Origin of the sequence: Pseudomonas sp. ADPe (assembly GCF_014843515.1) — a bacterium.
Taxonomy (GTDB): domain Bacteria; phylum Pseudomonadota; class Gammaproteobacteria; order Pseudomonadales; family Pseudomonadaceae; genus Pseudomonas; species Pseudomonas citronellolis.
Map to the genome: position 1 here is coordinate 6943038 of NZ_CP062122.1, position 26096 is coordinate 6969133.

26 protein-coding genes are annotated in these 26096 nt (G+C 67.5%); 10 read left to right on the top strand and 16 right to left on the bottom strand.

Annotation, left to right across the window (positions count from 1 at the left end):
- Positions 1-293: 293 nt before the first annotated feature.
- The 6 genes from IG194_RS31250 to IG194_RS31275 form a co-directional block, all read right to left on the bottom strand.
- Positions 294-971, bottom strand: a complete 678-nt coding sequence (locus tag IG194_RS31250; protein ID WP_058489910.1) for a DUF2931 family protein — start codon at positions 969-971, stop codon at positions 294-296.
- Positions 958-1611, bottom strand: coding sequence for a DUF2931 family protein (locus tag IG194_RS31255; RefSeq protein ID WP_058489911.1), 654 nt, complete (start codon positions 1609-1611; stop codon positions 958-960). The genes IG194_RS31250 and IG194_RS31255 overlap by 14 nt, the downstream gene beginning before the upstream one ends.
- Complete coding sequence (locus IG194_RS31260; RefSeq protein WP_058489912.1) at positions 1604-3472, bottom strand: PAAR domain-containing protein; 1869 nt, start codon at positions 3470-3472, stop codon at positions 1604-1606. The genes IG194_RS31255 and IG194_RS31260 overlap by 8 nt, the downstream gene beginning before the upstream one ends.
- Positions 3473-3778: 306 nt before the next feature.
- Entirely contained in the window at positions 3779-4975 is a 1197-nt protein-coding gene (locus IG194_RS31265; protein WP_058489913.1) for an MFS transporter, read from the bottom strand.
- 103 nt (positions 4976-5078) lie between these two features.
- Entirely contained in the window at positions 5079-5507 is a 429-nt protein-coding gene (locus IG194_RS31270; RefSeq protein ID WP_058489914.1) for a nuclear transport factor 2 family protein, read from the bottom strand.
- A gap of 142 nt (positions 5508-5649) precedes the next feature.
- A complete protein-coding gene (locus IG194_RS31275; protein WP_064987599.1) occupies positions 5650-6210 on the bottom strand; it encodes a GNAT family N-acetyltransferase in 561 nt (186 codons plus the stop codon).
- 96 nt (positions 6211-6306) lie between these two features.
- Between IG194_RS31275 and IG194_RS31280 the strand changes: the two genes are divergently transcribed.
- The gene (locus IG194_RS31280) at positions 6307-6756 is read left to right on the top strand and encodes a GNAT family N-acetyltransferase (protein ID WP_058489916.1); all 450 of its coding nucleotides are present in this window, start codon (positions 6307-6309) and stop codon (positions 6754-6756) included.
- Between the two features lie 494 nt (positions 6757-7250).
- Here IG194_RS31280 and IG194_RS31285 read toward each other — a convergent pair whose 3' ends face one another.
- The 5 genes from IG194_RS31285 to IG194_RS31305 all read right to left on the bottom strand — a co-directional run bounded on the left by IG194_RS31285 (position 7251) and on the right by IG194_RS31305 (position 10591).
- Entirely contained in the window at positions 7251-7775 is a 525-nt protein-coding gene (locus IG194_RS31285; RefSeq protein ID WP_058489917.1) for a thioredoxin family protein, read from the bottom strand.
- 62 nt (positions 7776-7837) lie between these two features.
- Complete coding sequence (locus IG194_RS31290) at positions 7838-8236, bottom strand: cupin domain-containing protein (protein ID WP_058489918.1); 399 nt, start codon at positions 8234-8236, stop codon at positions 7838-7840.
- A 118-nt stretch (positions 8237-8354) separates the two neighbouring features.
- A complete protein-coding gene (ilvA, locus tag IG194_RS31295; protein ID WP_058491001.1) occupies positions 8355-9869 on the bottom strand; it encodes a threonine ammonia-lyase, biosynthetic in 1515 nt (504 codons plus the stop codon).
- An 11-nt stretch (positions 9870-9880) separates the two neighbouring features.
- Positions 9881-10042 carry a hypothetical protein gene (locus IG194_RS31300; protein WP_160329416.1) on the bottom strand — a complete coding sequence of 54 codons (162 nt, stop codon included), beginning with the start codon at positions 10040-10042 and terminating at the stop codon, positions 9881-9883.
- Positions 10043-10228: 186 nt separating this feature from the next.
- On the bottom strand, positions 10229-10591 hold the full coding sequence (locus IG194_RS31305; protein ID WP_058489919.1) for a VOC family protein: 363 nt from the start codon (positions 10589-10591) through the stop codon (positions 10229-10231).
- Positions 10592-10781: 190 nt separating this feature from the next.
- On the opposite strand from IG194_RS31305, the gene IG194_RS31310 reads away from it, so the two are divergent.
- The gene (locus IG194_RS31310; RefSeq protein WP_162839903.1) at positions 10782-10946 is read left to right on the top strand and encodes a hypothetical protein; all 165 of its coding nucleotides are present in this window, start codon (positions 10782-10784) and stop codon (positions 10944-10946) included.
- A 16-nt stretch (positions 10947-10962) separates the two neighbouring features.
- On the opposite strand, the gene IG194_RS31315 is transcribed toward IG194_RS31310, so the two are convergent.
- Positions 10963-11847 (bottom strand): Dyp-type peroxidase, encoded by an 885-nt coding sequence (locus tag IG194_RS31315; RefSeq protein ID WP_058489920.1) that lies wholly within the window; start codon positions 11845-11847, stop codon positions 10963-10965.
- Positions 11848-12307: 460 nt separating this feature from the next.
- On the opposite strand from IG194_RS31315, the gene IG194_RS31320 reads away from it, so the two are divergent.
- The 3 genes from IG194_RS31320 to IG194_RS31330 all read left to right on the top strand — a co-directional run bounded on the left by IG194_RS31320 (position 12308) and on the right by IG194_RS31330 (position 16325).
- Positions 12308-13774 carry a sodium:solute symporter family protein gene (locus IG194_RS31320; RefSeq protein ID WP_043314364.1) on the top strand — a complete coding sequence of 489 codons (1467 nt, stop codon included), beginning with the start codon at positions 12308-12310 and terminating at the stop codon, positions 13772-13774.
- A 319-nt stretch (positions 13775-14093) separates the two neighbouring features.
- Positions 14094-14897, top strand: coding sequence for a 2,5-didehydrogluconate reductase DkgB (gene dkgB / locus IG194_RS31325; RefSeq protein ID WP_058489921.1), 804 nt, complete (start codon positions 14094-14096; stop codon positions 14895-14897).
- A gap of 528 nt (positions 14898-15425) precedes the next feature.
- Positions 15426-16325 (top strand): LysR family transcriptional regulator, encoded by a 900-nt coding sequence (locus tag IG194_RS31330; RefSeq protein WP_058489922.1) that lies wholly within the window; start codon positions 15426-15428, stop codon positions 16323-16325.
- Here IG194_RS31330 and rhtA read toward each other — a convergent pair whose 3' ends face one another.
- Positions 16326-17213 carry a threonine/homoserine exporter RhtA gene (rhtA, locus tag IG194_RS31335; RefSeq protein WP_058489923.1) on the bottom strand — a complete coding sequence of 296 codons (888 nt, stop codon included), beginning with the start codon at positions 17211-17213 and terminating at the stop codon, positions 16326-16328.
- Positions 17214-17263: 50 nt separating this feature from the next.
- Between rhtA and IG194_RS31340 the strand changes: the two genes are divergently transcribed.
- Complete coding sequence (locus IG194_RS31340; RefSeq protein WP_058489924.1) at positions 17264-17866, top strand: helix-turn-helix domain-containing protein; 603 nt, start codon at positions 17264-17266, stop codon at positions 17864-17866.
- Between the two features lie 361 nt (positions 17867-18227).
- Here IG194_RS31340 and phnX read toward each other — a convergent pair whose 3' ends face one another.
- Complete coding sequence (phnX, locus tag IG194_RS31345) at positions 18228-19055, bottom strand: phosphonoacetaldehyde hydrolase (protein WP_058489925.1); 828 nt, start codon at positions 19053-19055, stop codon at positions 18228-18230.
- A 51-nt stretch (positions 19056-19106) separates the two neighbouring features.
- Complete coding sequence (locus IG194_RS31350; protein WP_009622433.1) at positions 19107-20222, bottom strand: 2-aminoethylphosphonate--pyruvate transaminase; 1116 nt, start codon at positions 20220-20222, stop codon at positions 19107-19109.
- Positions 20223-20368: 146 nt separating this feature from the next.
- Here IG194_RS31350 and IG194_RS31355 point away from each other — a divergent pair, with 146 nt between their 5' ends.
- Positions 20369-21238: a LysR substrate-binding domain-containing protein gene (locus IG194_RS31355; RefSeq protein WP_058489926.1), complete on the top strand. Its 870-nt coding sequence runs from the start codon at positions 20369-20371 to the stop codon at positions 21236-21238.
- Between the two features lie 195 nt (positions 21239-21433).
- Here IG194_RS31355 and IG194_RS31360 read toward each other — a convergent pair whose 3' ends face one another.
- A complete protein-coding gene (locus IG194_RS31360; RefSeq protein ID WP_009622435.1) occupies positions 21434-22318 on the bottom strand; it encodes a LysR substrate-binding domain-containing protein in 885 nt (294 codons plus the stop codon).
- Between the two features lie 268 nt (positions 22319-22586).
- Between IG194_RS31360 and IG194_RS31365 the strand changes: the two genes are divergently transcribed.
- The 3 genes from IG194_RS31365 to IG194_RS31375 all read left to right on the top strand — a co-directional run bounded on the left by IG194_RS31365 (position 22587) and on the right by IG194_RS31375 (position 26095).
- On the top strand, positions 22587-23945 hold the full coding sequence (locus tag IG194_RS31365; protein ID WP_058489927.1) for an MFS transporter: 1359 nt from the start codon (positions 22587-22589) through the stop codon (positions 23943-23945).
- A gap of 87 nt (positions 23946-24032) precedes the next feature.
- On the top strand, positions 24033-25421 hold the full coding sequence (locus tag IG194_RS31370; protein ID WP_058489928.1) for an FAD-dependent oxidoreductase: 1389 nt from the start codon (positions 24033-24035) through the stop codon (positions 25419-25421).
- A 152-nt stretch (positions 25422-25573) separates the two neighbouring features.
- Positions 25574-26095: an RNA polymerase sigma factor gene (locus IG194_RS31375; protein WP_009622438.1), complete on the top strand. Its 522-nt coding sequence runs from the start codon at positions 25574-25576 to the stop codon at positions 26093-26095.
- Position 26096: the final 1 nt, after the last annotated feature.

Genomic DNA, 26096 nt, shown 5'->3' on the forward strand with positions numbered 1-26096 from the left:
ATCTCCCCCAGCCCTAGGGTCTTGCTGGGAGAAAGCACCACCTGCCCGTTGGCCTGCTTCCACGTACCTTTGGCGTAGCCGTCAGCGGCGCCATAAAACAGGTTGGCCTCGAATGTTCCATTGGCCTCCAACCTGAGCTGTGACCCCATTTCCATGACACCTTGCAGCGAATAATTTGCCGCCAGCTCCGTTGTGGGATTGCTGTAAGCAAGGTTGGCGCAGCCCGATAGGGCCAGCAGCGCAATCCAGATGATCAGTCCTTTCATGATTGGGTGTTTTCCTTGAGTCGGTTCTTACCAGGAGCCGTAGGGGATGCCGTACTTCTCGATATAGGCTTTGGACTCCGGCTCCAGGGGCAAGGCGTATTGACCGCCACTCAGCCCACCGTCGGGTCCTTTCTTCACGACGGTACCCTGCACCCGCGCCACGTCGATGGCCGACAGGCATGCCCCCATAAGCCAGACCTTGGCGATACCGCCCGGCGCCAGGCCTACCGTCAGCATGTCCCGATAGTCTTCGCGCCAGATCCCCCTGGCCGGGCAATAGCCTGTCTCCGGCTTCACCATCGCACTCCGGGTGGCCTCAGGGATTACGATATAGGCCTCGTAGGTCTGCGGCTCGACCAAGGACTGCCAACGCACGTAGATCAGGCGCGGCAGATCGGCGCCCAGCACCTGCTTACCCTTTCCCGCTCCCGGTCGATCTGGCCACCCTCGCGGATCGCCTTTGAGGCTTTTCGGGCTCTGGGTCGAAGCAATCCCACTCATGGCGCGATAGAAGACACGATCCCGCACATCCACTGCGTCGGCGGTCTCGATCCATACCTCCATATAGTTTGGGGTACCGAAACCCAGGCGCCATAAGTCATAGGGCAACCGATGGGCGCCACCGGCACAGCCGGCCAGGCCAAGCACCAAGCCCAGCAGCGCCAGGATTCCAAGCCTGCGGGCAATGGGATCACCAGGAGCCATAGGGAATCCCGTACTTCTCGATATAGGCCTTGGAGGTCGCGGATAACGGTCGGTGCTGCCCCCCCGACTTACCTCCATAAGGTCCTTTCTTCACAACGGTACCCTGCACCCGCGCCACGTCGATGGCTGACAGGCATGCCCCCATAAGCCAGACCTTGGCGATACCGCCCGGCGCCAGGCCTACCGTCAGCATGTCGCGATAGTCTTCGCGCCAAATCCCCCTGGCCGGGCAATAACCTGTCTCCGGCTTCACCATCGCTCTCCGGCTGGCCTCAGGGATTACGATATAGGCCTCGTAGGTCTGTGGTTCGGCCAGGGACTGCCAGCGCACGTAGATCAGGCGCGGCAGGTCGGCGCCCAGCACCTGTTTGCCTTTACCGGCGCCAGGCTGAATCGGCCAGCCCCGTGGATCACCCTTGAGGTTCTTCGGGGTGTTGATCGCAGCAATCCCGTTCATTGCACGGCGAAAAACGCGATCCTGCACATCCACCGCATCGGCGGTTTCGATCCACACTTCCATGTAGTTGGGCGCGAACAGGCCCAGACGCCACGAGTCATAGGGCAGCCGGTGGGCGCCGCCGGCACAGCCGGCCAGTCCGAGCACCAAACCCAGCAGTACCATGATTCCGAACTTACTCATTGGGGTGCTCCTTGCGCTGCATCCTCTCGGCCGGGCGATTGATGAACACCACGTCCAGGGCACTGCTGTTCCAGCCCCTGGCGGCATTCCAGTTGGCCGAGAGGTGGATATAGCGGCGATGCAGCAAGGCGGTTTCCTCGGCGGTGAGAGGCGTGAACGCTTCCCCTAGGGCGAAAGCCTGCAACTTGGTGGCGATGGGCTGCAGTTCTTGCGGCAATGCCATGCGGTCGTCGTTCGGGTCTATCGGATTGAACGCCACCCCGGTACGCACTGCCCATTCCCGCATGATGCGCAAGTACACCAGTGACAGTTCGCCGCGCACCTCTCGCTCGCTGGCGATGGCGGCGTACACCCGCTTTTCCGCCGGTGTGTCCCGTGCACGACGGCGAACCTGTACCGACCAACTGGCGATGCTCAGCCCCTCGGGCGGTACATAGGCTGACCAGTGGTGCAGTTCTCGATTGAAGCGCTGCCTGGTCCGCGAGTAAGCCCCGCTGCGCTCCTTGGCGAGCAAGTCGATTTCGAGGCTGCTGTCAGGCTTGCTCAACAGCAGCTTCTCCCTGGCCAGGGGCAGGTAACCGCCACCGATGTCCGAATGGCAGCCAGGGACCACGATGTCTACTTCGGCCTGGGTCAGGGAAAAGTTGTGGCGGTACTCATGATCGGCCACCAGGTGGATCACCTGGCGGGCCATGCCCGGTGCGAGCCGCAGGTGCAGCCCGGAATTCCTGGCATTGTGCGGGCTGAAGTCGAAGGTATGCGGCGAGACGATGGCGGCCACGGTATCGAACAACCCGATGAAGTTGAGGGCGAAGTCGCTGCGGTGGCGCCAGGCGAACCCGGCCGCCAACAAGGTCGAGCCGGCAGGCAGCGACCGGGCCAGCAGGCTGTTCGCGCCCTTGAGCAGGTCGTTGGCGCAATGTCGCGCCGCCGCCGCACCCCGACTGAAACCGAACAGGTCGATTTCGATCCGACGAATCTTGGCCTGAGGGTTCACCCCTCGAAACCTATCCAATTGCTTCACGACCAGCGCCGGCATCTGCTCGACCCGTGCAACCACGCCGGTGTCCCCCTGGCCCGTGCCCTGGCTATAAAGGGAGTCTCCCAGACCGCTACGAGTGCCGATACCTTCGATGTACACCGGTACGTAAGCCTCTTCGGTTCCTGGCGGTAGTATGTCTTCCGCCTGGTCCGGATAGAGGGCATAAAGTCGCGCCACATTGCTGAGGTCATTGCCGTAACTGTTGTCCGGCGCCCCGCCCTGGCCGTCATAACCCAGGGTCGCGCAGTACTGGCGAATGTCCTCGGCGGCATCCGCCGCCAGCCCCACGTCGGCGGCGAAGCAGCCGGCGGCCGCCGCGCTGTTGGCCTCGTTGTTGCCGGTGCCGTCGAAGAACAGGCCCAGGCGCAGCACGATGCCGGCTTCGTCCTGTTCTTCCTCTTCTTCCTCCTCTTCCGGTAGCGGCTCTTCCGGGCGGCTATGGGCGGCCGACTTGGAGGCTTCCCCCGGCAAGCCGGCGGCGAACGGTGTCACAGAGGCTGATGCACTGTTCGCTGCCTGAGTCCGGGTAGGGCCGCCCCCATCATCCGAGTGATACGAGGCGTCGAACGCCATGGGAACCAGTTGGGACCGGCACGGGCAACCACTGAAACTGTCCAGTGTACCCGCTGCACAGGTGCCGGAGATGAAGTGCAGGACGCCCCCTATGATCGGGTAGGCTTTGCCGTCCTTTCCGCACCTCACGCGATCGCCCTCGCGCGCCATGGGTATCCCGTCAAGCAGGAAGGTTGAATCACCTTCCAGCACCACGCCGCCGCAGGTGGTCCTGTCCCCGCGGCGAATGAAGTATCCGATAGCCATTGAAGCCCCTCTCTACGAGGCGCCCCACCAGCAGAGCGCCCATCCCATTGACGATGGATGACGCGGGCTCGCCAGCCGAAGGCTGTCGGGCAACGCCGGATCCAAGGTTCAGGGGGTGGGGCGTCACTAATAAATGGGAAAGGTCTGAGTTGCCCTGGGAAAGGGCCATACCCGTCGGAAAGTGCCATACCCCATGCTCACCAATATCGGGGAATCACTCTTTGAACGGGTGACCTATGGGACGACTGTCGGGCTGCTGGAGCGGATGCTCCTCCACGGCGCCGCGGCACCGGCCCGCCTGACGCCTTACGGCTGCCGGGGCAGCGCCGGCAGCGCCGCGCCCAGGCGGTAGAACACCCCGCCGGCGACGACGAAGGCGCCCAGCATCACGAACATCCAGTGCGCCGGCAGGCTCGCCAGTACCCAGCCGCAGAGCACCGGGCCCAGGGCGCCGCCAAGGTTCGATAGGTTCTGCGCGCCGTAGTACATGCCGCGCAGCTGCGGCGGGGCGATGCGGTCGATGAACATGTATTCGGCGGGGAACACGATGATCTCGCCCAGGGTGAACACCGTCATCGCCAGCACCCAGTGCAGCACGCTGGTGGACAGCGCGAAGCCGATCACCCCGGCCAGGAACAGCGCCAGCCCGATCAGCAGCCAGGTTTCCAGGCGGTTTTCGTCGATGCGCCGGCCCAGCGGGTACTGCAGGGCGATCACCACCAGGGCGTTGACCGCCACCACGGTGCTGATGACCTGGTAGGCCACCTCGGCGCTGCGGGTGGTGACCAGGTATTGCGAGAGGTAGGCGGTGAACTGGCCGAACACCACCGCGCTGAGCACCCCGCCGAGGGTGAAGCAGACCAGGCGCCGGTCATCCAGCAGCACGCGGCCCAGGGCCAGGAAGGACACCGGCGCCTGCCCCGCCGGGGCCGGGCGCTGGCTGCGCTCGCCGTAGCCCAGGTACAGCAGCAGGAAACCGGCGCCGAGCAGTGCGGAGACCACGAACGGCAGCTTCGGCGCCCAGTGGGCCAGCCCGGCGCCGAGGAAGGGGCCGACGGCATAGCCGATGTTGATGAAGGTGTAGCGGATGGAGAAGGCGCGGCCCTGCTCCTGCGCCGGCAGCAGGCGGCCGAAGCTCGCCTTCACCACCACGTCCACCGCCGAATAGGCGAAGTTGAAGGCCACCAGGAAGCCGAAGAACAGCCAGAGGTTGGCGGTGAGGCACATGCCGACGAAGCCGGCGATGAAGCACGCCGTGTAGCCCAGGATCAGTCCGCGGCTGGACAGGCGGTCGGTCAGGTAGCCGCCGTACAGGCTCAGCACGGAGCCGGCGATCAGCGCGCCGCCGACGATGGCGCCGATGCGGGCGATCGGCAGGGCGAAGGCCGAGGACAGGTAGACGACCAGGAACGGCAGGCTGATGGCTCGCCCCAGGGTCAGGACGAAGGTGGCGCAGAACAGCAGGTTCACCGACCGCGGGTAACGCTTGAGTGCAGCGAGCATCCGTGTTCACTCGGCTGGAAGGACAACCGCCTCAGCCTAGCACAGGGCGCCGCCGCACCCGGGGTTCGGCCCGGCGCGTATGCCGGGCCGATGGGGTTTCCGGTCAGGCCTTGGCCGTCGCCAGGTAGGAGCCCACGCGCCGGCCCATTTCCTCGCCCAGGGCCTGCAGGCCGCTCATGGGGCGCACCATGACTTCGAACTCGACGATGCGGCCCTGCTCGTCGAAGCGGATCATGTCGATGCCCTTGAGCTCGCGGCCGTTGACCTTGGCGCTGAACTCCAGCACCACGCTCAGGCCGTCGGCGCTGGCCAGCTCGCGGTGGTAGGTGAAGTCGGCGAAGACCTGCAGCACGGTGTTGAGGATGGTCGCCGCCACCTTCGCGCCCGGGTAGGGCGTGTGCGCCATGGGCGAGCGGAACACCACGTCCTCGGCCAGCAGCTCGGGCAGCGCGCCGAAGTCGCTCTGCGCGATCATGCGGTGCCAGTGCTGGAGGGAGGCGGCAGCCCGGGGTTGCAGTTGCAATTCGCTCATCATCGGTTCCTCTGTCTCGTCGTTCTTGTAATGCGGGGCCATCCGGCAGCGCCGGACGCTGTGGCCAGAGGAACCATAAGACCGGCCCCGGCGCGGCTCAATGATCGCAAATGACAGACCTATGACCCGCGCGCGCAGCGGCTCAGTGGATGGCCGGCGTCACCAGGTAGCTCAGCAGTTGCTCGTCGTCGCCCGGCTCGACGGACAGCGCCGGCCGCGGCAGCACCTCCAGCACCGCCTGCCAGAAGGCCCGCGCCGCCTCGTCCTGGCGGTAGAAGCGCACCAGCCAGGCGCCCTCCCCGCGCGTCAGCACCTGGGTAGCCACGGCGCGGCCGATGCCCTGGCGGCGGTACTTCTTCAGGATGAACAGGTCGGCCAGCTCCAGGGCATCGATGCCCGGCAGCTCGCTGCGTTCGATGAGCACGAAGCCGGCGATGAAGCCGTCGACCAGCACCAGCTCGGCGCTCCACTGCGTCGCCTGCCAGTAGCGCGCCAGGTGTTCCTCGTGGATGTAGAAGCGGCCGTCGGCCTCGACGTCTTCCTGCTCCCAGTCCGAGGACTCGTAGGCATAGAACTGGTAGAGGTTGCGGATCAGCTCGCTGTGCTCGGGGCCGGTCCGCATCAGCTCGACGGTGGTGGTGCTCATGGGCGGTGCTCGCGGGTGGCGGTCATGGGTCGCTCGGTGTCTGGCGCGGGCGCGCATTCTTCACCAAAGCGCGCGCCGGTGCCAGCGCGAGGCACCGGACACGGGCCCCGCTTAACCTCTAGACTAGGCGCTTTCCCACGCCCAGGAGGCGCCATGCCGCAAGCCCGCTACCAGTTCACCCCCGGCGCCGATCCCCAGGCCCGGGCCGTCGTGGAGGAAGGCCTGCGGGCCTATAACGTCGAGCAGATGGGCACGGCGTATGGCTATGAGGGTTTCGAGCTGTATGCCCGTGATGCCGAGGGGCAGTTGGTGGGCGGGTTGTTCGGCCATTCGGGGATGGGGTGGTTGTACGTGGACTATCTGTGGCTGGATGCGAGGCAGCGCGGTGCGGGGTTGGGGGCGCAGTTGCTGGCGCTGGCCGAGGAGGAAGCGCGGCGTCGTGGGTGTGTGGGGGTGTTCCTTTATACCTACAGCTTCCAGGCGCCGGGGTTCTATCGGAAGCAGGGGTTCGAGCTGATGGGCGTGCTGGAGGATTGCCCGCCGGGGCATCAGCGGTTTTATCTGAAGAAGCGGTTGGTGGGGGCAGATGGTTGTGGTGTGTGACCTGGAGAGCGCCCTCTCCCTAACCCTCGGCTGCGCGCCCCGCCCTGAAGGGAGAGGGGACCGTTGGGCAGGGCTGGGTGTTCTGGAGTTAGCCGGCAACGCCGAAGGTTTCCGGCTGAAACCAGGCCCTCTCTCGGCACGGACAAGCCCCCTCTCCCTTCAGGGCGGGGCGCGCAGCCGAGGGCTGGGGAGAGGGAGCGGCGTCAACCCAAAACGCCTCGGCCACCGGCAAACGCCCCCACCAGTTCAAGCAGAACCACCGCAGTTGCCGGCCAGGTTCGGTATGTGGCCTGAAGAGCGCCCTCTCCCTAACCCTCTCCCTGAAGGGAGAGGGGACCGTTGGGCAGATGCGGGCGTTTTGGAGTTAGCCGGCTAGCCCGGCGGGTACCGGCTGAAACCATTCCTTCTCTCGGCACGGACTGGCCCCCTCTCCCTTCAGGGCGGGGCGCGCAGCCGAGGGCTGGGGAGAGGGAGCGGCGTCAACCCAAAACACCTCAACCACCAGCAAACACCCTCCCCTCCACCCCCTCAAACACCGCCACCAGATCGAGCACCGTACTCTCCAGATAATCCCCCGCCCGATACGCCGGCTTCACCCCATCCCACCCCGCCACCACCACCTGCGGCCGTTCGATGAAGCGCCCAACCACCTCGAACCCGGCATCCAGCACCGCCACCACCGGAATGGCCACGCGCTCCAACCCCAGGCGCTCCTGCAGTTCATCCTCGGCGCGGCCCTTGGAGATCACCACCAGGTCAATGCGCGGCTGCTGGCGGCACAGCCAGTCCAGGGCGGTGATGTTGAGCTGGCAGTCCGGGCACCACATCTCGCCGGCCACCAGCAGGTGGTAGCGGCCCTGCACCGCGGCCAGGCGTTCGCGGGTGGCGGCGCTGATCAGGCCCGGCTCTTCGAGCCTTTGCTGCACCGCGCGCACCGCGGCGATTTCCGCCGGCAGGCCGTGGGCGACGAAGGCGTCGAAGCCTTCGCCGATGGCGAAGAGTTCCTGGTAGCTGGCCATTGCGGATTCCTCGTTGTCGGTCGATCGGGGCATCCCAGCAGAAATGGTCGGCGGCGGCAATCTCACTGCTTCAGCGGCGTCAGCACCGGGGCCTTTTCGTCCAGCAGCATCCACACCAGCAGCCTGGCCGGCCGCGTCGCGCTGGCGTTGCGCGAGACCAGGTGCGGCGTGTTGGCCGCCTCGTACCAGGACTGGCCGGCCTTGTAGGTCACCGGCGGCTGGCCCTGCAGTTGCGACACCACCGCGCCTTCCAACACGTAGGCGAACACCGCGCCGGCGTGGACGTGGGGCGCCGAGGCCTCGCCAGGCTTGTAGCTGACCTCGATCAGCAGGCCCTTCTTGCCGGGGGCGTCGGGCAGCGCGTGTTCCTGCAGGGTGGCGATCTTCTCGTGCTCGGCCCCGTGGGCCAGTGCGGGCAGCGCCAGCACCAGGCCGGCGAACAGCAGATTGCGAAGGGACATCGGACGGCTCCTCGGGCCAGGGGCCCAGCGGGTTGAAGGGCGTCTGCCCAAGCTACCCCGGCCCCGGGGCCGGCCCAAGGGCCAATCGCGGCGAAGTTCGCCAGTCCACTGCCCTGCCCTAGCCGATGAACAGCCGGTACGCCGGGTTCTCGCTCTCGTCCCAGTAGCGGTAGCCGATGGCGTCGAGCACCGCGCCCAGCTCGCCGCGCTCGTGCTCGGGCACCTGCAGGCCGGCCAGCACACGGCCGTCGGCGGCGCCGTGGTTGCGGTAGTGGAACAGGCTGATGTTCCAGCGCCCGCCGAGACGTTCGAGGAAGTTGAACAGCGCCCCCGGCCGCTCGGGGAATTCGAAGCGGAACAGCCGCTCCTGCTCCACCTGCGGCGCGCGGCCGCCGACCATGTGGCGGATGTGCAGCTTGGCGGCCTCGTTGTCGGTCAGGTCCAGCACCGGGAAGCCCCGCTCGCGCAGTTGCTCCACCAGCGCCGGGCGCGGGTCGTTCTGCGGGTGGGTCTGGATGCCGACGAAGATCTGCGCTTCCTCGCTGCGGTCGTAGCGGTAGTTGAACTCGGTGATCTGGCGCTTGCCCACCGCCTCGCAGAAGGCCTTGAAGCTGCCCGGGCGCTCGGGGATGGTCACCGCCAGGATGGCCTCGCGCTTCTCGCCCAGTTCGGCGCGCTCGGCGACGTGGCGCAGGCGGTCGAAGTTGATGTTGGCGCCCGAATCGATGGCCACCAGTGTCTGCCCCGCCGCGTCGTCGCGCTCGACGTACTTCTTGATGCCGGCCACAGCCAGGGCGCCGGCGGGCTCGGTGATGGAGCGGGTGTCGTCGTAGATGTCCTTGATCGCCGCGCAGATTTCGTCGCTGCTGACGGTGATCACCTCGTCCACGTGATGGCGGCACACTTCGAAGTTGTGCGCGCCTATCTGCGCCACCGCCACGCCGTCGGCGAACAGCCCGACCTGACTCAGTACCACGCGCTCACCGGCGGCCAGGGCGGCCTGCAGGCAGTTGGAGTCGTCCGGCTCGACGCCGATGACCTTCACTTCCGGGCGCAGGTATTTCACATAGGCGGCGATGCCGGCGACCAGGCTGCCGCCGCCCACCGGCACGAAGATGGCGTCCAGGCGCCCGGGGTGCTGGCGGAGGATTTCCATGGCCACGGTGCCTTGCCCTGCGATCACGTCCGGGTCGTCGTAGGGCGGCACGAAGGTGTAGCCGTGGGCCTCGGCCAGTTGCAGGGCGTGGGCCAGGGCCTCGGGGAAGGCGTCGCCGTGCAGCAGCACCTTGCCGCCGCGGGAGAGCACGCCCTGCACCTTCAGCTCCGGCGTGGTGCGCGGCATGACGATGGTCGCGCTCACGCCCAGTTCCTTCGCCGCCAGCGCCAGGCCCTGGGCGTGGTTGCCGGCGGAGGCGGCGATCACCCCGCGCGAGCGCTCCGCGGTGCTCAGTTGCGCCAGCTTGTTGTAGGCGCCGCGGATCTTGAAGGAGAACACCGGCTGCAGGTCCTCGCGCTTGAGCAGCACCTGGCAGCCCAGGCGCTCGGAGAGCTGGCGGGCCGCTTGCAGCGGGGTTTCGATGGCCACGTCGTAGACCGGCGCGGCGAGGATCTTGCGCACGTATTCCTTGAGCAGCGCGTCCTGGCTCATGCGCGCGCCTCCCGGGTTCGGCCGCCGGCCGGCAGGCTGTCGAGCAGGTCGGCGCCGTAGGCGTCATCGGTATGGGAATCCATGAGGGGCTCGAACTGCCGGGCGTTGATCAACCGATCCGCCTGTTCGATGGCCTGGGTGACGCGGTGGGGGCTCATTGGGCCTGTCTCCTGCTGGGCTTTTTCACGGTGCCCGGGAGACAGTCAGAAAAAACCCGCCTCCAGGGCGGGTTCGGTGGACGTCGGCTAACCCGCCAATTGCGTAATGGCGGTAATAATGATTCGGCCGAAGTTCAGGGTTGTGCGGGTCATGCCGGCCAACTTAGGCGAAGCCGGGGGCGGCCGTCAAGCGTCGGCGTCGAGGTGGACCAGGACGTTGACGATGTGCCCGGCCGGGTCGCGCAGGAAGAAGCGGCGAACGCCCCAGGGCTCGTCCCGCGGCCCGAAGAGGATTGCCGCGCCGGCCTCGCGGGCCCGCTGCAACACGGCCTCCAGGTCGTCCACCTCCACCGACAGCGCCGGCACCGGGGCGCCCCCGCCGCCCTCGCTGGCCAGGGAGAACTGCGCGCGGGCGCGGCCCTCGCCGCCCAGGGTGAGAATCCAGCCGTGGTCCATCAGCAGGTCCAGCTCGAATACCTGCCGGTAGAAGGCCGCCAACGCCGCCGGATCGTCCACGGCCAGGTTGGCGACCAGGCGTCTGACAGCCATGGCCTACTCCATTTTTCAATTCGCCGGGGAACAGTAGCGATCTTCGACGGTCTTTCCAGGATAGGCCAGGAAATCGCCGGCAACAGCCCCATCGCCATGCAGGCAAACCGGCAGAAATCCCAGGCCTGGCCATACTGTCGATACCGCTCGATGCAGGGATCGCCCAACCGCGAACAGGGAGAAGTCCTTCGTGCAGAACTTCCTTCACCACTACCAAGCCGCCTACCGCAAGCTGCGCAACCTGCATTGCAGCGGCCTCACCGCCATGCACCGGGCCTTCCGCTATGCGGCCTTCGGCAGCACCGGGCGCTTCGTCAACGGCTATACGCAGATGCGCATCCACCTCAGCCGCTGAGAGCGCCCGCCCCGCGTCAGCCAAGCAGCGCGCCCAGGTCGAGCAGGTCGTCGCGGCGCGGCGGGCACCAGTAGTAGCCACCGGTCAGCGGGCGGCTGAAACGGTACAGGGCGTCGACGATGCCGTCGTCCAGGCCGCTCATGCGCCGCAGCTGCGCCTCGAAGGCGTCCAGGCTGCGGCCGAAGGCCAGGAACATCAGCCCGGCCTCGGCGCCCGCGGTCCAGGGCATCGAGCGGCGCACCACGAAGGCCTCGGGCTCGAAGCTCTCCTGAGCGGTGCGCTTGACGTGGGCGGACTCGGGCGCCTCGTCCAGTTCCTCGTTGTCGCTCTTGCGCCGGCCGATGATGTCGTCCTGCTCGGCCTGGGGCAGCGCGGCGAAGGCCTGCAGCTGGTGGCGCCACTGCTGGATGGCGGCGAAGCTGCCGCCGTCCAGGCCGGCGCCGGCGCCGGCGACGACCGCCGCATCCACGGCGTCTTCATCCTGAGGGTTCTCGGTGCCGTCTTCGTAGCCGGTCAGGTCCAGGCCGGCGCCGTGGCGGAAGGCCTCGACCTGCTCTACCAGCGTCAACGCCGGCGCCAGTTCGCGCTCCAGCGCATGGGTGCGCAGCAGCAGGTCGCCGCGGTCCTCGCCGCGCAGCCACACCCACAGGGCGTGCTGGGTGGACGGGTTGTCGACGCCGGCGCCGGACAGCGCCGGGAACTCGCGCAGCCCCTCGACCTGGCGGCCCAGCACGCGCACCAGCGATGCGCCGAAGCCGACCACCGCGCTCTCGCCGTCGGCCAGCTGCAGCAGGCGGTCGAGGGCGGCCGGCAGGTGTTCCGCGGCCTGCAGGTCGAAGAACAGGTGGCGGGCCTGGGCGGGAACCGGGGTGGCGAGAATGCCGGGCTGGTAGAGGCTCATGGGGCGTCCTTGGGCGAAAAGGCGCGATTCTACTGGCTGGCGGCGGCTCCGCGTCAATGCGCGGCGTCCGCTGCGGCGCTTCTGCCCATGCCGGGCAGGCCGGACGCAGCGGTCACGAAACGCCTTGCAGGTCAGCCTGGCGCCGGCACCTGCGTTGTTCTTATCGAACACCTACTGTCAAATATTTCTGACTATCGGCGCAGCTCAGCCGCATTAAATCAAACAGTTGAACGAATCAAGCCTGTTCGCCTGTCATTTTTTTCATTCAATCGCTCTGTAATTGTTTGACATATTTTACGTCTTTGGCAGACTGCTCGCCCGTTGCGTTCCGGCCGGCAGTCCCTCCTGCCGACCGGGCCCGGCGCCCGCCGGGGCCGCCAAGTCCAAAAACAAAAACCGCCAGTCTGCGCCTCCCCTACCCGCCAAGCGCACCTGGCCAGCCAATGGAAAGAACGAACAAATGCTGATCTGGTTTGTCGGGATCTACCTGCTGATTACGGTCATCGTCGGCTTCTACGCCGCGACCCGCGTGCACAACTCCTCGGACTACGCAGCGGCCGGCCGCAGCATGTCCTTCCCCCTGGTCGTGACCATGGTGTTCGCCACCTGGTTCGGCTCCGAGGCCGTTCTGGGCATTCCCGCCACCTTCCTCCAGGAAGGCTTCGCCGGGATCATCGAAGACCCCTTCGGTTCCTTCGGCTGCCTGATGCTGGTGGGCCTGGTCTTCGCCCGCCCGCTGTACCGCCTGAACCTGATGACCATCGGTGACTTCTTCCGCAAGCGCTTCGGCCAGCACGTGGAAATCTTCACCAGCCTGGTGATCATCGTCTCCTACATGGGTTGGGTGGCCGCCCAGCTGACCGCGCTCGGCGTGTGCTTCAGCGTGCTTTCCGACGGCGCCATCACCACCACCCAGGGCATGCTCATCGGCACCGTGATCGTGCTGCTGCACACCCTGTTCGGCGGCATGTGGTCGGTGGCCCTGACCGACTTCCTGCAGATGATCATCATCGTCTGCGGCCTGTGCTACCTGGTCTGGCTGATCGGCGACATGGCCGGCGGCCCGCAGGTGGTGATCAGCCACGCCGCGGCCGAAGGCAAGTTCCACTTCCTGCAGGGCACCTCGGCCAAGGACATAGTCGCCTTCCTCGGCGCGGCGGTGACCATGATGTTCGGCTCCATCCCGCAGCAGGACGTGTACGCCCGGGTGATGTCGGCCAAGACCGAGAAGATCGCCTCGCGCGCCACCATGACCGGCGCCGCCTGCTACCTGGTGTTCTGCATGCTGCCGATCTTCCTGACCTACGCCGCGTCGATGATCGACCCGCAGATGGTCAAGCACTGGCTGAACGAGGACGCCCAGCAGATCCTCCCGCACCTGATCATGGAGCGCACCCCGATGTTCGCCCAGATCATGTTCTTCGGCGCCCTGCTCTCGGCGATCATGTCCTCGGCCTCCGGCGCCCTGCTGGCCCCGTCGGTGACCCTCACCGAGAACATCCTCAAGCCCATGCTGCCGCACCTGAACGACCACCAGGCGCTGAAGCTGATGCGCGCCAGCGTGCTGGCCATGACCATCGCCACCTGCCTGTTCGCCTTCTACTCCAACGCCAGCATCTACGAGATGGTCGGCAACGCGTACAAGGTGACCCTGGTCGCCGCCGTGGTGCCGCTGTTCTTCGGCCTGTTCTGGAAGCGCGCCACCACCCAGGGCGCCCTGACCGCCATCGCCTGCGGGCTGATCGGCTGGATCTCGCTGGAGATGGGCCACCAGGAAGGCGACTTCTGGCCGCCGCAGCTGGTGGGCCTGATCTGCAGCGCCTTCGGCATGATCATCGGCTCCCTGGCCCCGCAGTTCAGCAAGAACCACGGCGACCACACCGAGACGCTGACCGAGCAGGCCGCAGCAGCTGCCGCTGGCAACTGAGCCTCGCGCTACATGGAAGAGCCCCGCCTTGGCGGGGCTTTTCTTTTGCGCGCTCTTCGTAGGAGCAACTGTCTTGCGCCGAGATGCTCTTCGTAGGATGGGTTGAGCTTGCGATACCCATGCTGCCGTGGTGATGGGTATCGCTTCGCTCAACGCCATCCTACGACGGTGCGCCTTCCGCCATGTGAGTGGAGCAATTGCCCGCTCCAAGCATTCGTGATTCCACGACAAATATCCTTTGCCGCTGCCCGCGTTTTTCTCAGCAGTGCATCCCCGGATACTAAGCTCCAGTGCAACCCATCCCCCACAGGAGCTTCCCATGAGCATTCCCGCCCTCGGCCTCGGCACCTTCCGCCTCAAGGACCAGGTGGTCATCGACTCGGTATCCACCGCCCTGGAGCTGGGCTACCGCGCCATCGACACCGCGCAGATCTACGGCAACGAGGCCGAGGTCGGCCAGGCGGTGGCGGCCAGCGGCGTGCCGCGCGGCGAGCTGTACCTGACCACCAAGATCTGGACCGAGAACCTCTCCCGCGAGCGGCTGATCCCCAGCCTGGAAGAAAGCCTGGACAAGCTGAAGACCGACTACGTCGACCTCTGTCTGATCCACTGGCCCTCGCCGGGCGGCGTGGTGCCGGTCGCCGAATACATGGCAGCCCTGGCCGAGGCCAAGGCGCGTGGCCTGGCCCGCGAGATCGGCGTGTCCAACTTCACCCTGGCGCTGATGCAGCAGGCTATCGACGTGGTCGGCGCCGGCGAGATCGCCATCAACCAGGTGGAGCTGCACCCCTACCTGCAGAACCGCAAGGTCGCCGGGTTCGCCGAGCGCCACGGCATCCGCATCACCTCCTACATGACGCTGGGCTACGGCAAGGTGCTGGGCGACGCGGTGATCGGCGAGATCGCCCAGCGCCACGGCGCCACTCCGGCGCAGGTGGTGCTGGCCTGGGCCATGCAGCTGGGCTACGCGGTGATCCCCTCCTCCACCCAGCGCGCCAACCTGGCGAGCAACCTGGCCGCCCGCGAGTTGCGCCTGAGCGACGCGGACATGGCCGCCATCGCCGCCCTGGAGCGCAACGAGCGCATCACCAGCCCGGCCAGCCTGGCCCCGGCCTGGGACTGAAGCCGGCGGCTTGCGCTGCGGCCACGGCGCGGGTAAATGTCGTGGCCGCCACTTTCGCGGCGCCGAGGCGCTGGAAGCCACCGCCGCGGAACTGCGCCAGCACGCGCCGGGCATCGAGGTGCGCTGCGTGCCTTTGTCTGCAGTGCCCATGCCCGGGCAGAATCTGTTGCTGGATGGCGGGGCTTATCCGGGGACGTTTTGAGGGGCGGCTTTACTTGTAGGAGCGAGCTTGCTCGCGAACGGAGTTCACCGGGAATGCAGGTGCTGGATTTGAGAGCGCCCTCTCCCTAACCCTCTCCCTGAAGGGAGAGGGGACCGTTGGGCAGAGCTGGGTGTTCTGGCGTTAGCCGGCAACACCGAAGGTTTCCAGCTGAAACCATCCCTTCTCTCGGCACGATCTAGCCCCCTCTCCCTTCAGGGCGGGGCGCGCAGCCGAGGGCTGGGGAGAGGGAACGGAGTCAACCCCATGCACCACCCCCACCGGCAAACACCATTCGCGAGCTAGAAGCAGCCACCGACAGGCCCCCGATGAAAGTCCAATCCGACGAACTCCGCACCTTCACCACCGTCATCGACAGCGGCTCCATCACCGCCGCCGCCGAGCAGCTGGGCCTCACCGCCTCGGCCGTCAGCCGCACCCTGGCGCGCCTGGAGGACAAGCTCGGCACCACCCTGCTCAACCGCACCACGCGGCGCATGAAGCTCACCGAGGAAGGCCAGTTCTTCCTCGACAGCGCGCGGCACATCCTGGCGCAGATGGACGAGCTGGAAGAACGCCTGGCGCTGCGCCAACAACGGCCGGCCGGGCGCCTGCGGATCAATGCCGCCTCGCCCTTCATGCTGCACGCCGTGGTGCCGCACATCGACGCCTTCCGCGCGCAGTACCCGGACATCGAGCTGCAGCTGAACACCAACGACCTGAACATCGACCTGCTGGAACAGAGCACCGACGTCGCCATCCGCATCGGCACCCTCAGCGATTCGACGCTGCATGCCCGGCCCCTGGGCAGCAGCCGGCTGAACCTGCTGGCCAGCCCGGCCTACCTGGACAAGCACGGTGCACCGCAAAGCGTGGAAGACCTGGCCCGGCACAGCCTGCTCGGCTTCACCCAGCCGGAAAGCCTGAACGTCTGGCCGCTGCCCCATGCCGGCGGGGAAAGCCTGGTGATCACCCCCAACCTTTCCGCCTCCAGCGGCGAGACGCTGCGCCAGCTGGCCCTGGCCGGCCAGGGCATCGTCTGCCTGGCGGGTTTCATGACCTGCCACGACATCGCCGCCGGGCGCCTGGTCAAGGTGCTGACGGAACTGGTGCGCGAGCAGCGCCAGCCGATCAACGCGGTGTACTACCGCAACTCGCAGCTGGCCCTGCGCATCCAGTGCTTCCTGGACTTCATCCAGGAACGGCTGGCGACCACCCTCGGCGGCTGATCAGTCCGCCACCACCACGCTCGCGGCCGGCTGCTTCGGCTGGCTGGTCAGGGTGGTGCCCACCGAGGCGAGCATGATCGCGGCGATGGCCAGCCACTGCAGCACGGTCAGCTGCTCACCGAGGAACACCAGGCCGGACAGCGCGGCGAAAGCCGGCTCGATGCTCATCAGGGTGCCGAAGGTGCGCGCCGGCAGGCGTGTCAGGGCGATCATCTCCAGGGTGTAGGGCAAGGCGCTGGAGAGCACCGCCACGCCCAGCAGCGCCGGGATCAGCTGCAGGTCGAACAGCGCGGCGCCGGAATGCACCAGGCCCACGGGGAAGATGCATATTGCCGCGATGGTCACGCCCATGGCGGCCGTCTGGGTGCCGTGGTCGTTGCCGGCGCGCTGGCCGAACAGGATGTACATCGCCCAGCAGGCGCCCGCGCCCAGGGCCAGCGCAGCGCCCAGCGGGTCGACGCCATGGCCGAGCTCGCCGATGGGCAGCAGCAGCCAGAGGCCGCACACGGCGATGGCGATCCACAGGAAGTCGATGGGCTTGCGCGAGAAGTACAGCGCCACCGCCAGCGGCCCGGTGAACTCCAGGGCCACGCCGACGCCCAGCGGAATCGTGCGCAGGGCCATGTAGAACATCAGGTTCATGCCGCCCAGGGTAATGCCGTAGGCCAGTAGCGGCCCCCAGGAGCTGCGCGCGACGGGCTTGCGCCAGGGGCGCAGCACGGCGAGCAGGATGATCGCCGCGAACAGCAGGCGCATGGCCGTCACGCCCTGGGCACCGAGCACCGGGAACAGGCTCTTGGCCAGGGCCGCCCCGCCCTGGATCGAGGCCATGGAGACGAGCAGCACGGCGACCGGGAAGAACAGCGTGGCGAAACGGGAACGCGGCATGGAGGCAGACCGAAAAGGTTGAAATGCAGCCAGGGACCTGGCGTATGCTTATGCGCAACATAATGCGCAAAATCGGTCGAATGAGCAATATATTGCCCAACACCAACGAACGCCCCAGCGTGCTCGTCCACGTCGCCGACAACGTCAAGACCCTGCGCCGCGCCGCGGGCCTGAGCCAGGACGCCCTGGCCAAGGCCAGCGGCGTCAGCCGGCGCATGCTGGTCGGCATCGAAGGCGGCGACACCAACGTCAGCCTGGCCACCCTCGACCGCATCGCCGCGGCCCTCTCGGTGACCTTCGCCGACCTGGTGCGCGCCCCGCAGGCCGGCGACCTCTCCCGCGTCGACGTGGTGGCCTGGGCCGGCCGCCAGGCGGAAAGCCGCGGCACCCTGCTGGCCAGCACCCCGGCCCGCGGCCAGGCCGAGCTGTGGCACTGGGCCCTGGCGCCGGGGGACAGCTATGACGCAGAGCCCGATGCCGAGGGGTGGTATGACATGGTTTACGTCATCGAGGGGCACCTGACGCTGGAGATCGGCGACCAGCGTTGGGAGGTGGCCAGCGGGGGGTTCCATGTGTTCAAGAGCAACCAGCGGTTTTCCTATCGGAACCTGGGGGATGGGTTGCTGCGTTTTGTGCGGAATGTGGTGAATTGAGGGGGCTTTCGTAGGAGCGAGCTTGCTCGCGAACGGCGCTCACGGCGGTTATGGCGTATTGGGTTGGCTCCGCAACCCTCTCCCCAGCCCTCTCCCTGAAGGGAGAGGGGGCTAGTCCGTGCCAGTGTCGACAATTGTTTTAGCCGGAAGCCCTGGAGCTGCCGGCTGACTCCGTAATAGCCGTTTCTGCCCAACGGTCCCCTCTCCCTTCAGGGAGAGGGTTAGGGAGAGGGCGCTCTCAACCCCAGCACCTGCAATCCCCAGCAAGCTCTGTTCGCGAGCAAGCTCGCTCCTACGAAAAGCACCACCCAGCAACGAAAAAGACCCGCCGAAGCGGGCCTTTCTCTCGTACCGGAAAACCTCAGTAGCTCTGCGGCATCTCCCCCCGCGCCAGGCGGGCGTTGATGTCGGCCACCACCGCCGGCAGCTCCGCAATGGTGTCGATCAGGTAATGCGGGCGCGAACCCTCGAACATCTGCCCGATGCGCCGGCGCTCCTGTTCCAGCTTGTCCTGCGGCAGCGCCTTATACTGCTCGTAGGTCAGGCCCAGGGCGTTGCCCGAGCAGGTCAGCGCCACGGTCCACATGCCGGCGCGGCGGCCTTCGAGAATGCCCGGCCAGGTGTCGTCGACCTTCACGCAGGCGGCCACGTCGTCGATGCCCAGGGCGATCACGTTGGCCAGGGCCTGGGCCGGGTGCGGGCGGCCGTTGGGCACTTCGTCGGTGGCCACCACGTGGTCGGCGACGTAGCCGTTGCTGGCGGCCAGCTTGACCACCTTCTCCATCACCACCGCCGGGTAGCCGGAGCAGGAGCCGATCTTCAGGCCCTGTTCGCGCAGTTGGGCGATGGCGTCGAGGGCGCCGGGGATCAGCGCCGAGTGCTCGGCGATCTTCTCGATCTGCAGCGGCATGAAGCGTTCGTAGATGGCAGTGACATCGTCGTCGGTGGGCGTGCGGCCGAACTTCGCCTGGTAGCGCTCGGCGATGGCCGGGATGTCGCACAGGGTGCGGATGTGGTCCCACTTGCCCATGCCCATGGGGCCGCGGGCTTCTTCCAGGCTGACCTGCACGCCGAACTCGGCGAAGGCCTCGACGAAGATCTGCGTCGGCGCGAAGGAGCCGAAGTCGACCACGGTGCCGGCCCAGTCCAGTACCACGGCTTGCAGTTGCTTGGGTTGTTCGTAGTTCATCGTTTGCATCCTGTTGTCGGGCGCAGGCCGGGCCTGCGCCGGGAAAGGGGTTCAGATCTCGAAGACTTCCATCTCGCGCAGCGTCTGGGCGATGGCCGCCACCGCCTCGCGCATGCCCTGGGCGTCGACCTGGCCGATGCAGCCGACGCGGAAGGTTTCCACCTGGGTCAGCTTGCCCGGGTAGAGGATGTAGCCCTTCTCGCGCACCCGGTTGTAGAACTCGGTGAAGCTGTAGCGGGCATCGCGCGGGGCGTGGAAGGTGACGATGATCGGCGCCTGGATCGCGGCTGGGAGGAAGCTGCGGAATCCCAGCTTGGCCATCTCGCCCAGCAGAGTCTGGCAGTTGTCTGCGTAACGATTGTGACGGGCCGCCAGGCCGCCCTCCTCCTCGTACTGGCTCAGCGCCTCGTGCAGCGCGGCGACCACGTGGGTGGGCGGGGTGAAGCGCCATTGGCCGGTCTTGGCCATGTAGGCCTGCTGGTCCTGCAGGTCCATGGCCAGGGAATGGCAGTTGCCGGCGCTGGCCGCCAGCGACTCGTTGCGGGCGAAGACGAAGCCCATGCCGGGCACGCCTTCCAGGCACTTGCCGGAAGCGGCGATCAGCGCGTCGAAGGGCACCTTGCGGGCGTCGATGTCGAGGGCGCCGAAGGAACTCATGGCGTCGATGATCAGGCGCTTGCCGTGGGCCTCGACGACCTTGGCGATGGCTTCCAGCGGGTTGAGGATGCCGGTGCTGGTCTCGCAGTGGATCAGCGCCACGTGGGTCACGGCCGGGTCGGCGGCGAGCAGGCGGTCGACGTCCTCGGCGGTGGTGGGCACGTCCTCTTCGGTCTCGAAGGTGCTGAACTGCCGGCCAATCACCTGGCAGATCTTCGCCAGGCGCTTGCCGTAGGCGCCGTTGATCAGCACCAGCACCTTGCCGTCGCGCGGCACCAGGGTGCCCACCGCGGCCTCGACGGAGAAGGTGCCGCTGCCCTGCAGCGGCACGCAGGTGTGGCTGCCTTCGCCATGGATGATGGCCAGCAGGCGGGAACAGACATCGGCGGTCAGGGCGTTGAAATCGTTGTCCCAGGAGCCCCAGTCGACCAGCATGGCGCGGCGGGTCCGCGGGGAGGTGGTCAGGGGGCCGGGGGTCAACAGGATGGGCGCGCGCTCGGCAGTGCTCATGCTCGGTTCCTCTATCAGGGGAAAACCTGTGCGGGGTGAGGTTCTTGTCGCGGCCCGTCGAGCGGGCCTGGACATACGTTGCCAAGCGACGAGTTATCGCTCAAATTGTTTGTCATGATCCCAGGCATAAGTCGGACCTATACCCTATGAACCTGTTCCAGCTCCGCGCCTTCGACGCCGTGGCCCGCGAAGGCAGCTTCACCCGCGCCGCCGAGCGCCTGTTCATCAGCCAGCCGGCGGTGACCGGGCACGTCAAGGCGCTGGAAGAGCACTACCAGGTCAACCTGTTCCGCCGCACCGCCCGCGCCGTGGAGCTGACCGAGGAAGGCCGCCGCCTGGCGGCCATCAGCCGCACGCTGTTCGCCCTGGAGGAAGAGGCCGAGACGCTGCTGGACGCCAACCGCAAGCTGCTCAGCGGGCGCATCGAGGTGGCGGCCGACGGCCCGCACCTGGTCATGCCCCTGCTCGCCCGCCTGCGCGCGCGCTACCCCGGCATCACCGTCAACCTGCGCCTGGGCAATGCCCAGGAGACGCTGAACGCGCTGCTCAGCGAGCACGTGGACGTGGCCGTGGTGACCGAGGTGGACGAGCGGCCGGGGCTGTACCTGCGCGAGCTGGTGCAGTCGCACCTGTGCGCCCTGCTGCCGGCGGAACACGCCTGGTGCGGGCGCGGCGAGGGCATCCCGCTGGCGGAGCTGGACCAGCAGATCATGGTGCTGCGCGAGCCGGACTCCATTACCCGCCGCACCTTCGACCGTGCCTGCGGCGCCCTTCCGATACAGCCACGGGTGCTGATGGAGCTGAGCAGCCGCGAGGCGGTCACCGAAGCGGTGGCGGCGGAGCTGGGCATCGGCATCGTCTCCTCGCTGGAGGTCAGCCGCGACCCGCGGGTGCGCGCCTTGCCGCTGGTCGGCGAGGCGCTGGTGAACCGGCACTCCCTCGGCTGCCTGGAGCGCCGCCGTGGCTTGCGGGTGGTGAGTGCGTTCCTGGAACTGGCGGAGGATGGCGGGGCCTGACCTGCCGTTGACGACGGATAATCGCGGACGGAGTCCTACGCATCCCGCATAGGCACGGCACCGTAGGATGGGTTGAGCTTGCGAAACCCATGCGGTTGCGGTGATGGGTATCGCTCCGCTCAACCCATCCTACGGGGTGTTGCCGGAAGGTGTAGGAGCGGACTCCGTCCGAGATTGCCCCCAGGCGACGCCGAACTAGCCAGCCCCCTCCCACAAATCCTCGCGCACCACATCGAGGAAGGTCGACACTATCCGCCGTGAACTCTGCTCGCGCAGGCACACCAGGGTCTCGCTCATCCGCCTTTCACAATCGACTATCGGCAAAGCATGCACCCGGCTGTCGGCGCCGAACTCGGCGGCCGACACCACGCCCAGGCCGATGCCCGCCACCACCGCCTCGCGCGCGGCCTCGCGGCCTTCCACCTCGATGGCCGGGCGGATGCGCAGGCCGGCGCGGTGCATTTCCTCTTCCAGCGTCTGGCGCGTCACCGAGCCCTGCTCGCGCAGCACCAGTGGCGCGTCGTCCAGGTCCGCCAGGCGGATCGACTCGCGCCCGGCCCAGGGATGGCCGCTGGCGACGAAGGCGACTATGGGGTCGCTGCGCAGGGTCACCGACAGCAGCCGCTCGTCCTCCACCGTGCGGCCCAGCAGCGCCAGGTCGGCCCGGTAGTTGAACAGCGACTGCAGCGATTCGTCGGTGTTGCCGCTCTCGATGCGCACGTGGATGCCCGGGTAGCGCTGGCAGAAACGCGCCACCTGCGGCAGCAGGTGCACCGCGGCGTCCACCGCCAGGGTCAGGTTGCCGGTCTGCAGGGCGCTGGAGGCCGCCAGCAGTTCGTGGGCCTCGGCCTCGATGACGAACAGCCGCTGGGTCACCGCCAGCAGGCGCTCGCCCAGGTCGGTCAGGCGCACCGAGCGCTTGTTGCGGTGGAACAGCAGCACGCCGTAGCGCTCCTCCAGCTTGCGCACCTGGTCGGAAACCGCCGGCTGGGTGAGGAACAGGCGCTCGGCGGCGCGGGTGAAGCTGCCGGTCAGCGCCACGGCGTGGAAGGCCTTCAGTTGCGCGTGGGAAACCTGCATGGGCCTGGCTCCGTAGGGTTCGGGAAGGTCGCCACTGTAGTCGGCCGGCGCCGTGACTTACAAGTCAGACTTATTTTTAAAATTTGATAAATCGATTTTATTTATTTATCCGAACTTGTTTCCATGCGTTTCACCAAGGGCCCCGGCCCACGGCAACCTCACCGCATCCGCCCTGACCCGTCACCTCCGGAAAGGTACGGCCCGCTCATATAACAACAACAAGTTTTCCCTGACTGCCGGCACTCCAACAACAACGAGGTCAGATCAGATGAGCAACCCCACCGGCACCGCAGCCCACGCGGGCAAAGGTTCCATGCAGCGCTGGCGCGTGCAGATCTTCGCGATCACCTGGCTCGCGTACGCCGCCTTCTACTTCACCCGCAAGGCCTTCTCCGTGGCCAAGCTCGGCATCGCCGAGGACACGACCTTCGAACTGGACAAGGCCATGATGGCCGACATGGACGCCATCTACCTGGCCGCCTACGCCGTGGGCCAGTTCACCTGGGGCGTCTTCGCCGACCGCTTCGGCCCGCGCATCGTGGTGTTCGGCGGCCTGGCGATCTCCACCCTCGCCGCCCTGGTCATGGGCACCTTCGCCACCGTGCCGATCTTCGCCAGCTGCATGGTCATCCAGGGCCTGGCGCAGTCCACCGGCTGGTCCGGGCTGTGCAAGAACATGGGCAGCTTCTTCGCCGCTCACGAGCGCGGGCGCATCCTCGGCCTGTGGAGCACCTGCTACGCCTTCGGCGGCCTGGTTGCCTCGCCCTTCGCCGGCTGGTGGGCCTACAGCGTGTTCGGCACCTGGCACGCGGCCTTCTACTCCTCCGCCGCGGTGGTCGGCGGCGTCGCCCTGCTGTTCCTGCTGCTGCAGCGCAACCGCCCGCAGGACGTCGGCCTGCCGCCGGTCGAGGCGGACGAGCCGCAGGCCGTGCACTACGCCGGCTTCCATGAGCAGGGCAAGAACCCCGGCTTCTGGGAAACCCTCGGCGCCGTGCTGCGCAACCGCACCGTGATGCCCCTCGGCCTGGCCTACTTCCTGCTCAAGCCGGCGCGCTACGCCATCCTGCTGTGGGGCCCGGTGATCGTCTACGAACGCATGCCGGCCCTGGGCAAGGTGGGCGCCGCGGTGCTGCCGACCTCCTTCGAGATCGCCGGGCTGCTGGGCCCGATCCTCATCGGCCTGGCCTCGGACAAGCTGTTCGGCGCCCGGCGCATGCCCGCCTGCGTCATCAGCCTGATCGGCCTGACCGCGTGCCTGGCGCTGTTCGTCCCGGCCATGCAGACCGGCAGCGCGATGCTGGTGTTCGCCCTGCTGTTCATGATGGGCCTGACCCTCTACGGCCCGGACTCGATGATCAGCGGCGCCGCCGCCATCGACTTCGGCACCGGCAAGGCCGCGGGCACCGCCGCCGGCTTCGTCAACGGCTGCGGCTCGGTGGGCGCCATCCTCGGCGGCCTGCTGCCCGGCTACTTCGACACCTACAGCGTGTTCATCGGCTTCACCGTCACCGCGCTGATCGCCGCCGCCATCCTGGTGCCGCACTGGAACAGCCTGCCCGAAGGCGCGCGAAAGAGCGCCCCGGCCACGCCGAACCGCCCCCTGAAGGTGCGCCCGGCGCGCTCCTGATTCCCGGGGCACAGGGACGTGCCCACCCCGCCCGATAAACCGCACACCGAACGCCCCTACCCTGCGCCCCGATCACGGAGACTCCCCATGCGCCCCTTCTGGCTCGCCCAGGCCCTGCAGCACGACAGCGACAGGGCCTCCCCGCTGCAACAGGACACCCGCACCGACGTATGCATCGTCGGCGGCGGCTACACCGGCCTGTGGACCGCCATCCAGCTCAAGGAACAGAACCCGGAGCTGGACGTGGTGATCGTCGAAGCCGACATCTGCGGCGCCGGCGCCAGCGGGCGCAACGGCGGCTGCGCGCTGTCCTGGTCGGCGAAGTTCTTCACCCTGGAGCGGCTGTTCGGCCTGGCCGAGGCGATCCGCCTGGTGAAGGCCTCCGAGCGCAGCATCCAGGCCATCGGCGAGTTCTGCGAAAAATACGGGGTGGATGCCGACTACCGCCTGGACGGCACCCTGTACACGGCGACCAATGCCGCCCAGGTCGGCGCCACCGACGGGGTGATCGCCGCGCTGGAGAAGCACGGCATCAACTCCTTCACCCGGCGCCCGCTGCAAGACGTGCGGCGCATGGCCGGCTCGGACAAGCACCTGGAAGGCTGGTTCTCCCCCGCCGCCGCCAGCGTGCAGCCGGGCAAGCTGGTGCGCGGCCTGCGCCGGGTGGCGCTGCAGCTGGGCGTGCGCCTGTACGAAGGCACGCCCATGACCGGCCTGGAGGAAGGCCACCCGGCCCGCGTGCACACGCCCCATGGCCAGGTGGCGGCGGACCGCGTGGTGCTGGCGATCAACGCCTGGATGGCGCGGGCCTTCCCGCAGTTCGAGCGCACGGTGGCCATCGTCTCCAGCGACATGATCATCACCGAGCCGCGCCCGGACCTGCTGCGGCAGATCGGCCTGACCTCGGGGGTGACCGTGCTCGACTCGCGCATCTTCGTGCACTACTACCACAACACCCCGGACGGCCGGCTCATGCTTGGCAAGGGCGGCAACACCTTCGCCTACGGCGGGCGCATGCTGCCGGTGTTCGACCAGCCTTCGCCCTACCTCGACCTGCTGCGGCGCAGCCTCGGCGAGTTCTTCCCGACCTTCGCCGAAGTGCCCATCGCCGCCAGCTGGAACGGCCCCTCCGACCGCTCGGTGACCGGCCTGCCGTTCTTCGGCCGGCTCGGCGCCGGCGGCAACATCTTCTACGGCTTCGGCTATTCCGGCAGCGGCGTCGGCCCCTGCCACATGGGCGGGCAGCTCCTCGCCTCGCTGGTGCAGGGCCTGGACAACGAGTGGACGCGCTCGCCGCTGGCCCAGGGGCCGCTCGGCCACTTCCCGCCGGAGCCGGTGCGCTACCTGGGCTCGCTGATGGTGCGCAACGCCATCCGCCGCAAGGAGCAGGCCGAGGACCACGGCCGCCGCCCGCGGCGCCTGGACGTGCGCCTGGCGAAGTTCGCCGCGGCCGCCGGCAAGGCCGACAAGGCCTGAGCCCCTCCCCCTTTTCCCTCACAAGCCGGCTGAGGGACGAGCGAGGCGCGCTTGCGGGCCTCGCTCTTTTTTTCTCGGCGCCCCGGCTTGTGCCGACCATGCCCGTCGAACGATAATTATTCTCATCAGAAAATGACTTGCATGGACGTCGCGTGAGCCTTTCCCACCTCGACACCGTGTTCCTCGCCCAACGCACCCCGCTGCTGCGCACCCTGGCGAGAATGGTGAAGAACCCCAGCATCGCCGAAGAACTGGTCCAGGAAACCTACCTGCGCGTGGCCCGCACCCTGCGCGAGCGCCCGGTGGAGCACCTGGAGCCGTTCCTCTTCCAGACCGGCCGCAACCTCGCCCTGGACCACCTGCGCCACCTGCGCATGCAATCGCGCACCCTGCTCGACGACGTGCCCCAGGAGGTGCTCCAAGCGGTGCCCTCCAGCCAGCCTTCGGCCGAGGACGGCCTGCACGCCGAGCAGTTGCTGGAGCGCCTGGGCTCGGCCCTGGAACGCCTCACCCCGCGCCAGCAGCGGATCTTCATCCTCAGCCGATTGCACGGCTGCGGCTATGCGGAAATCGCCGAGCAACTGGGGGTATCGCCCAGCACGGTGCAGAAGGAGCTGAAGCTCATCATGGCCATCTGCATCGGCGTGCTCGGGCGCCTGGAACCGCCGGCATGAC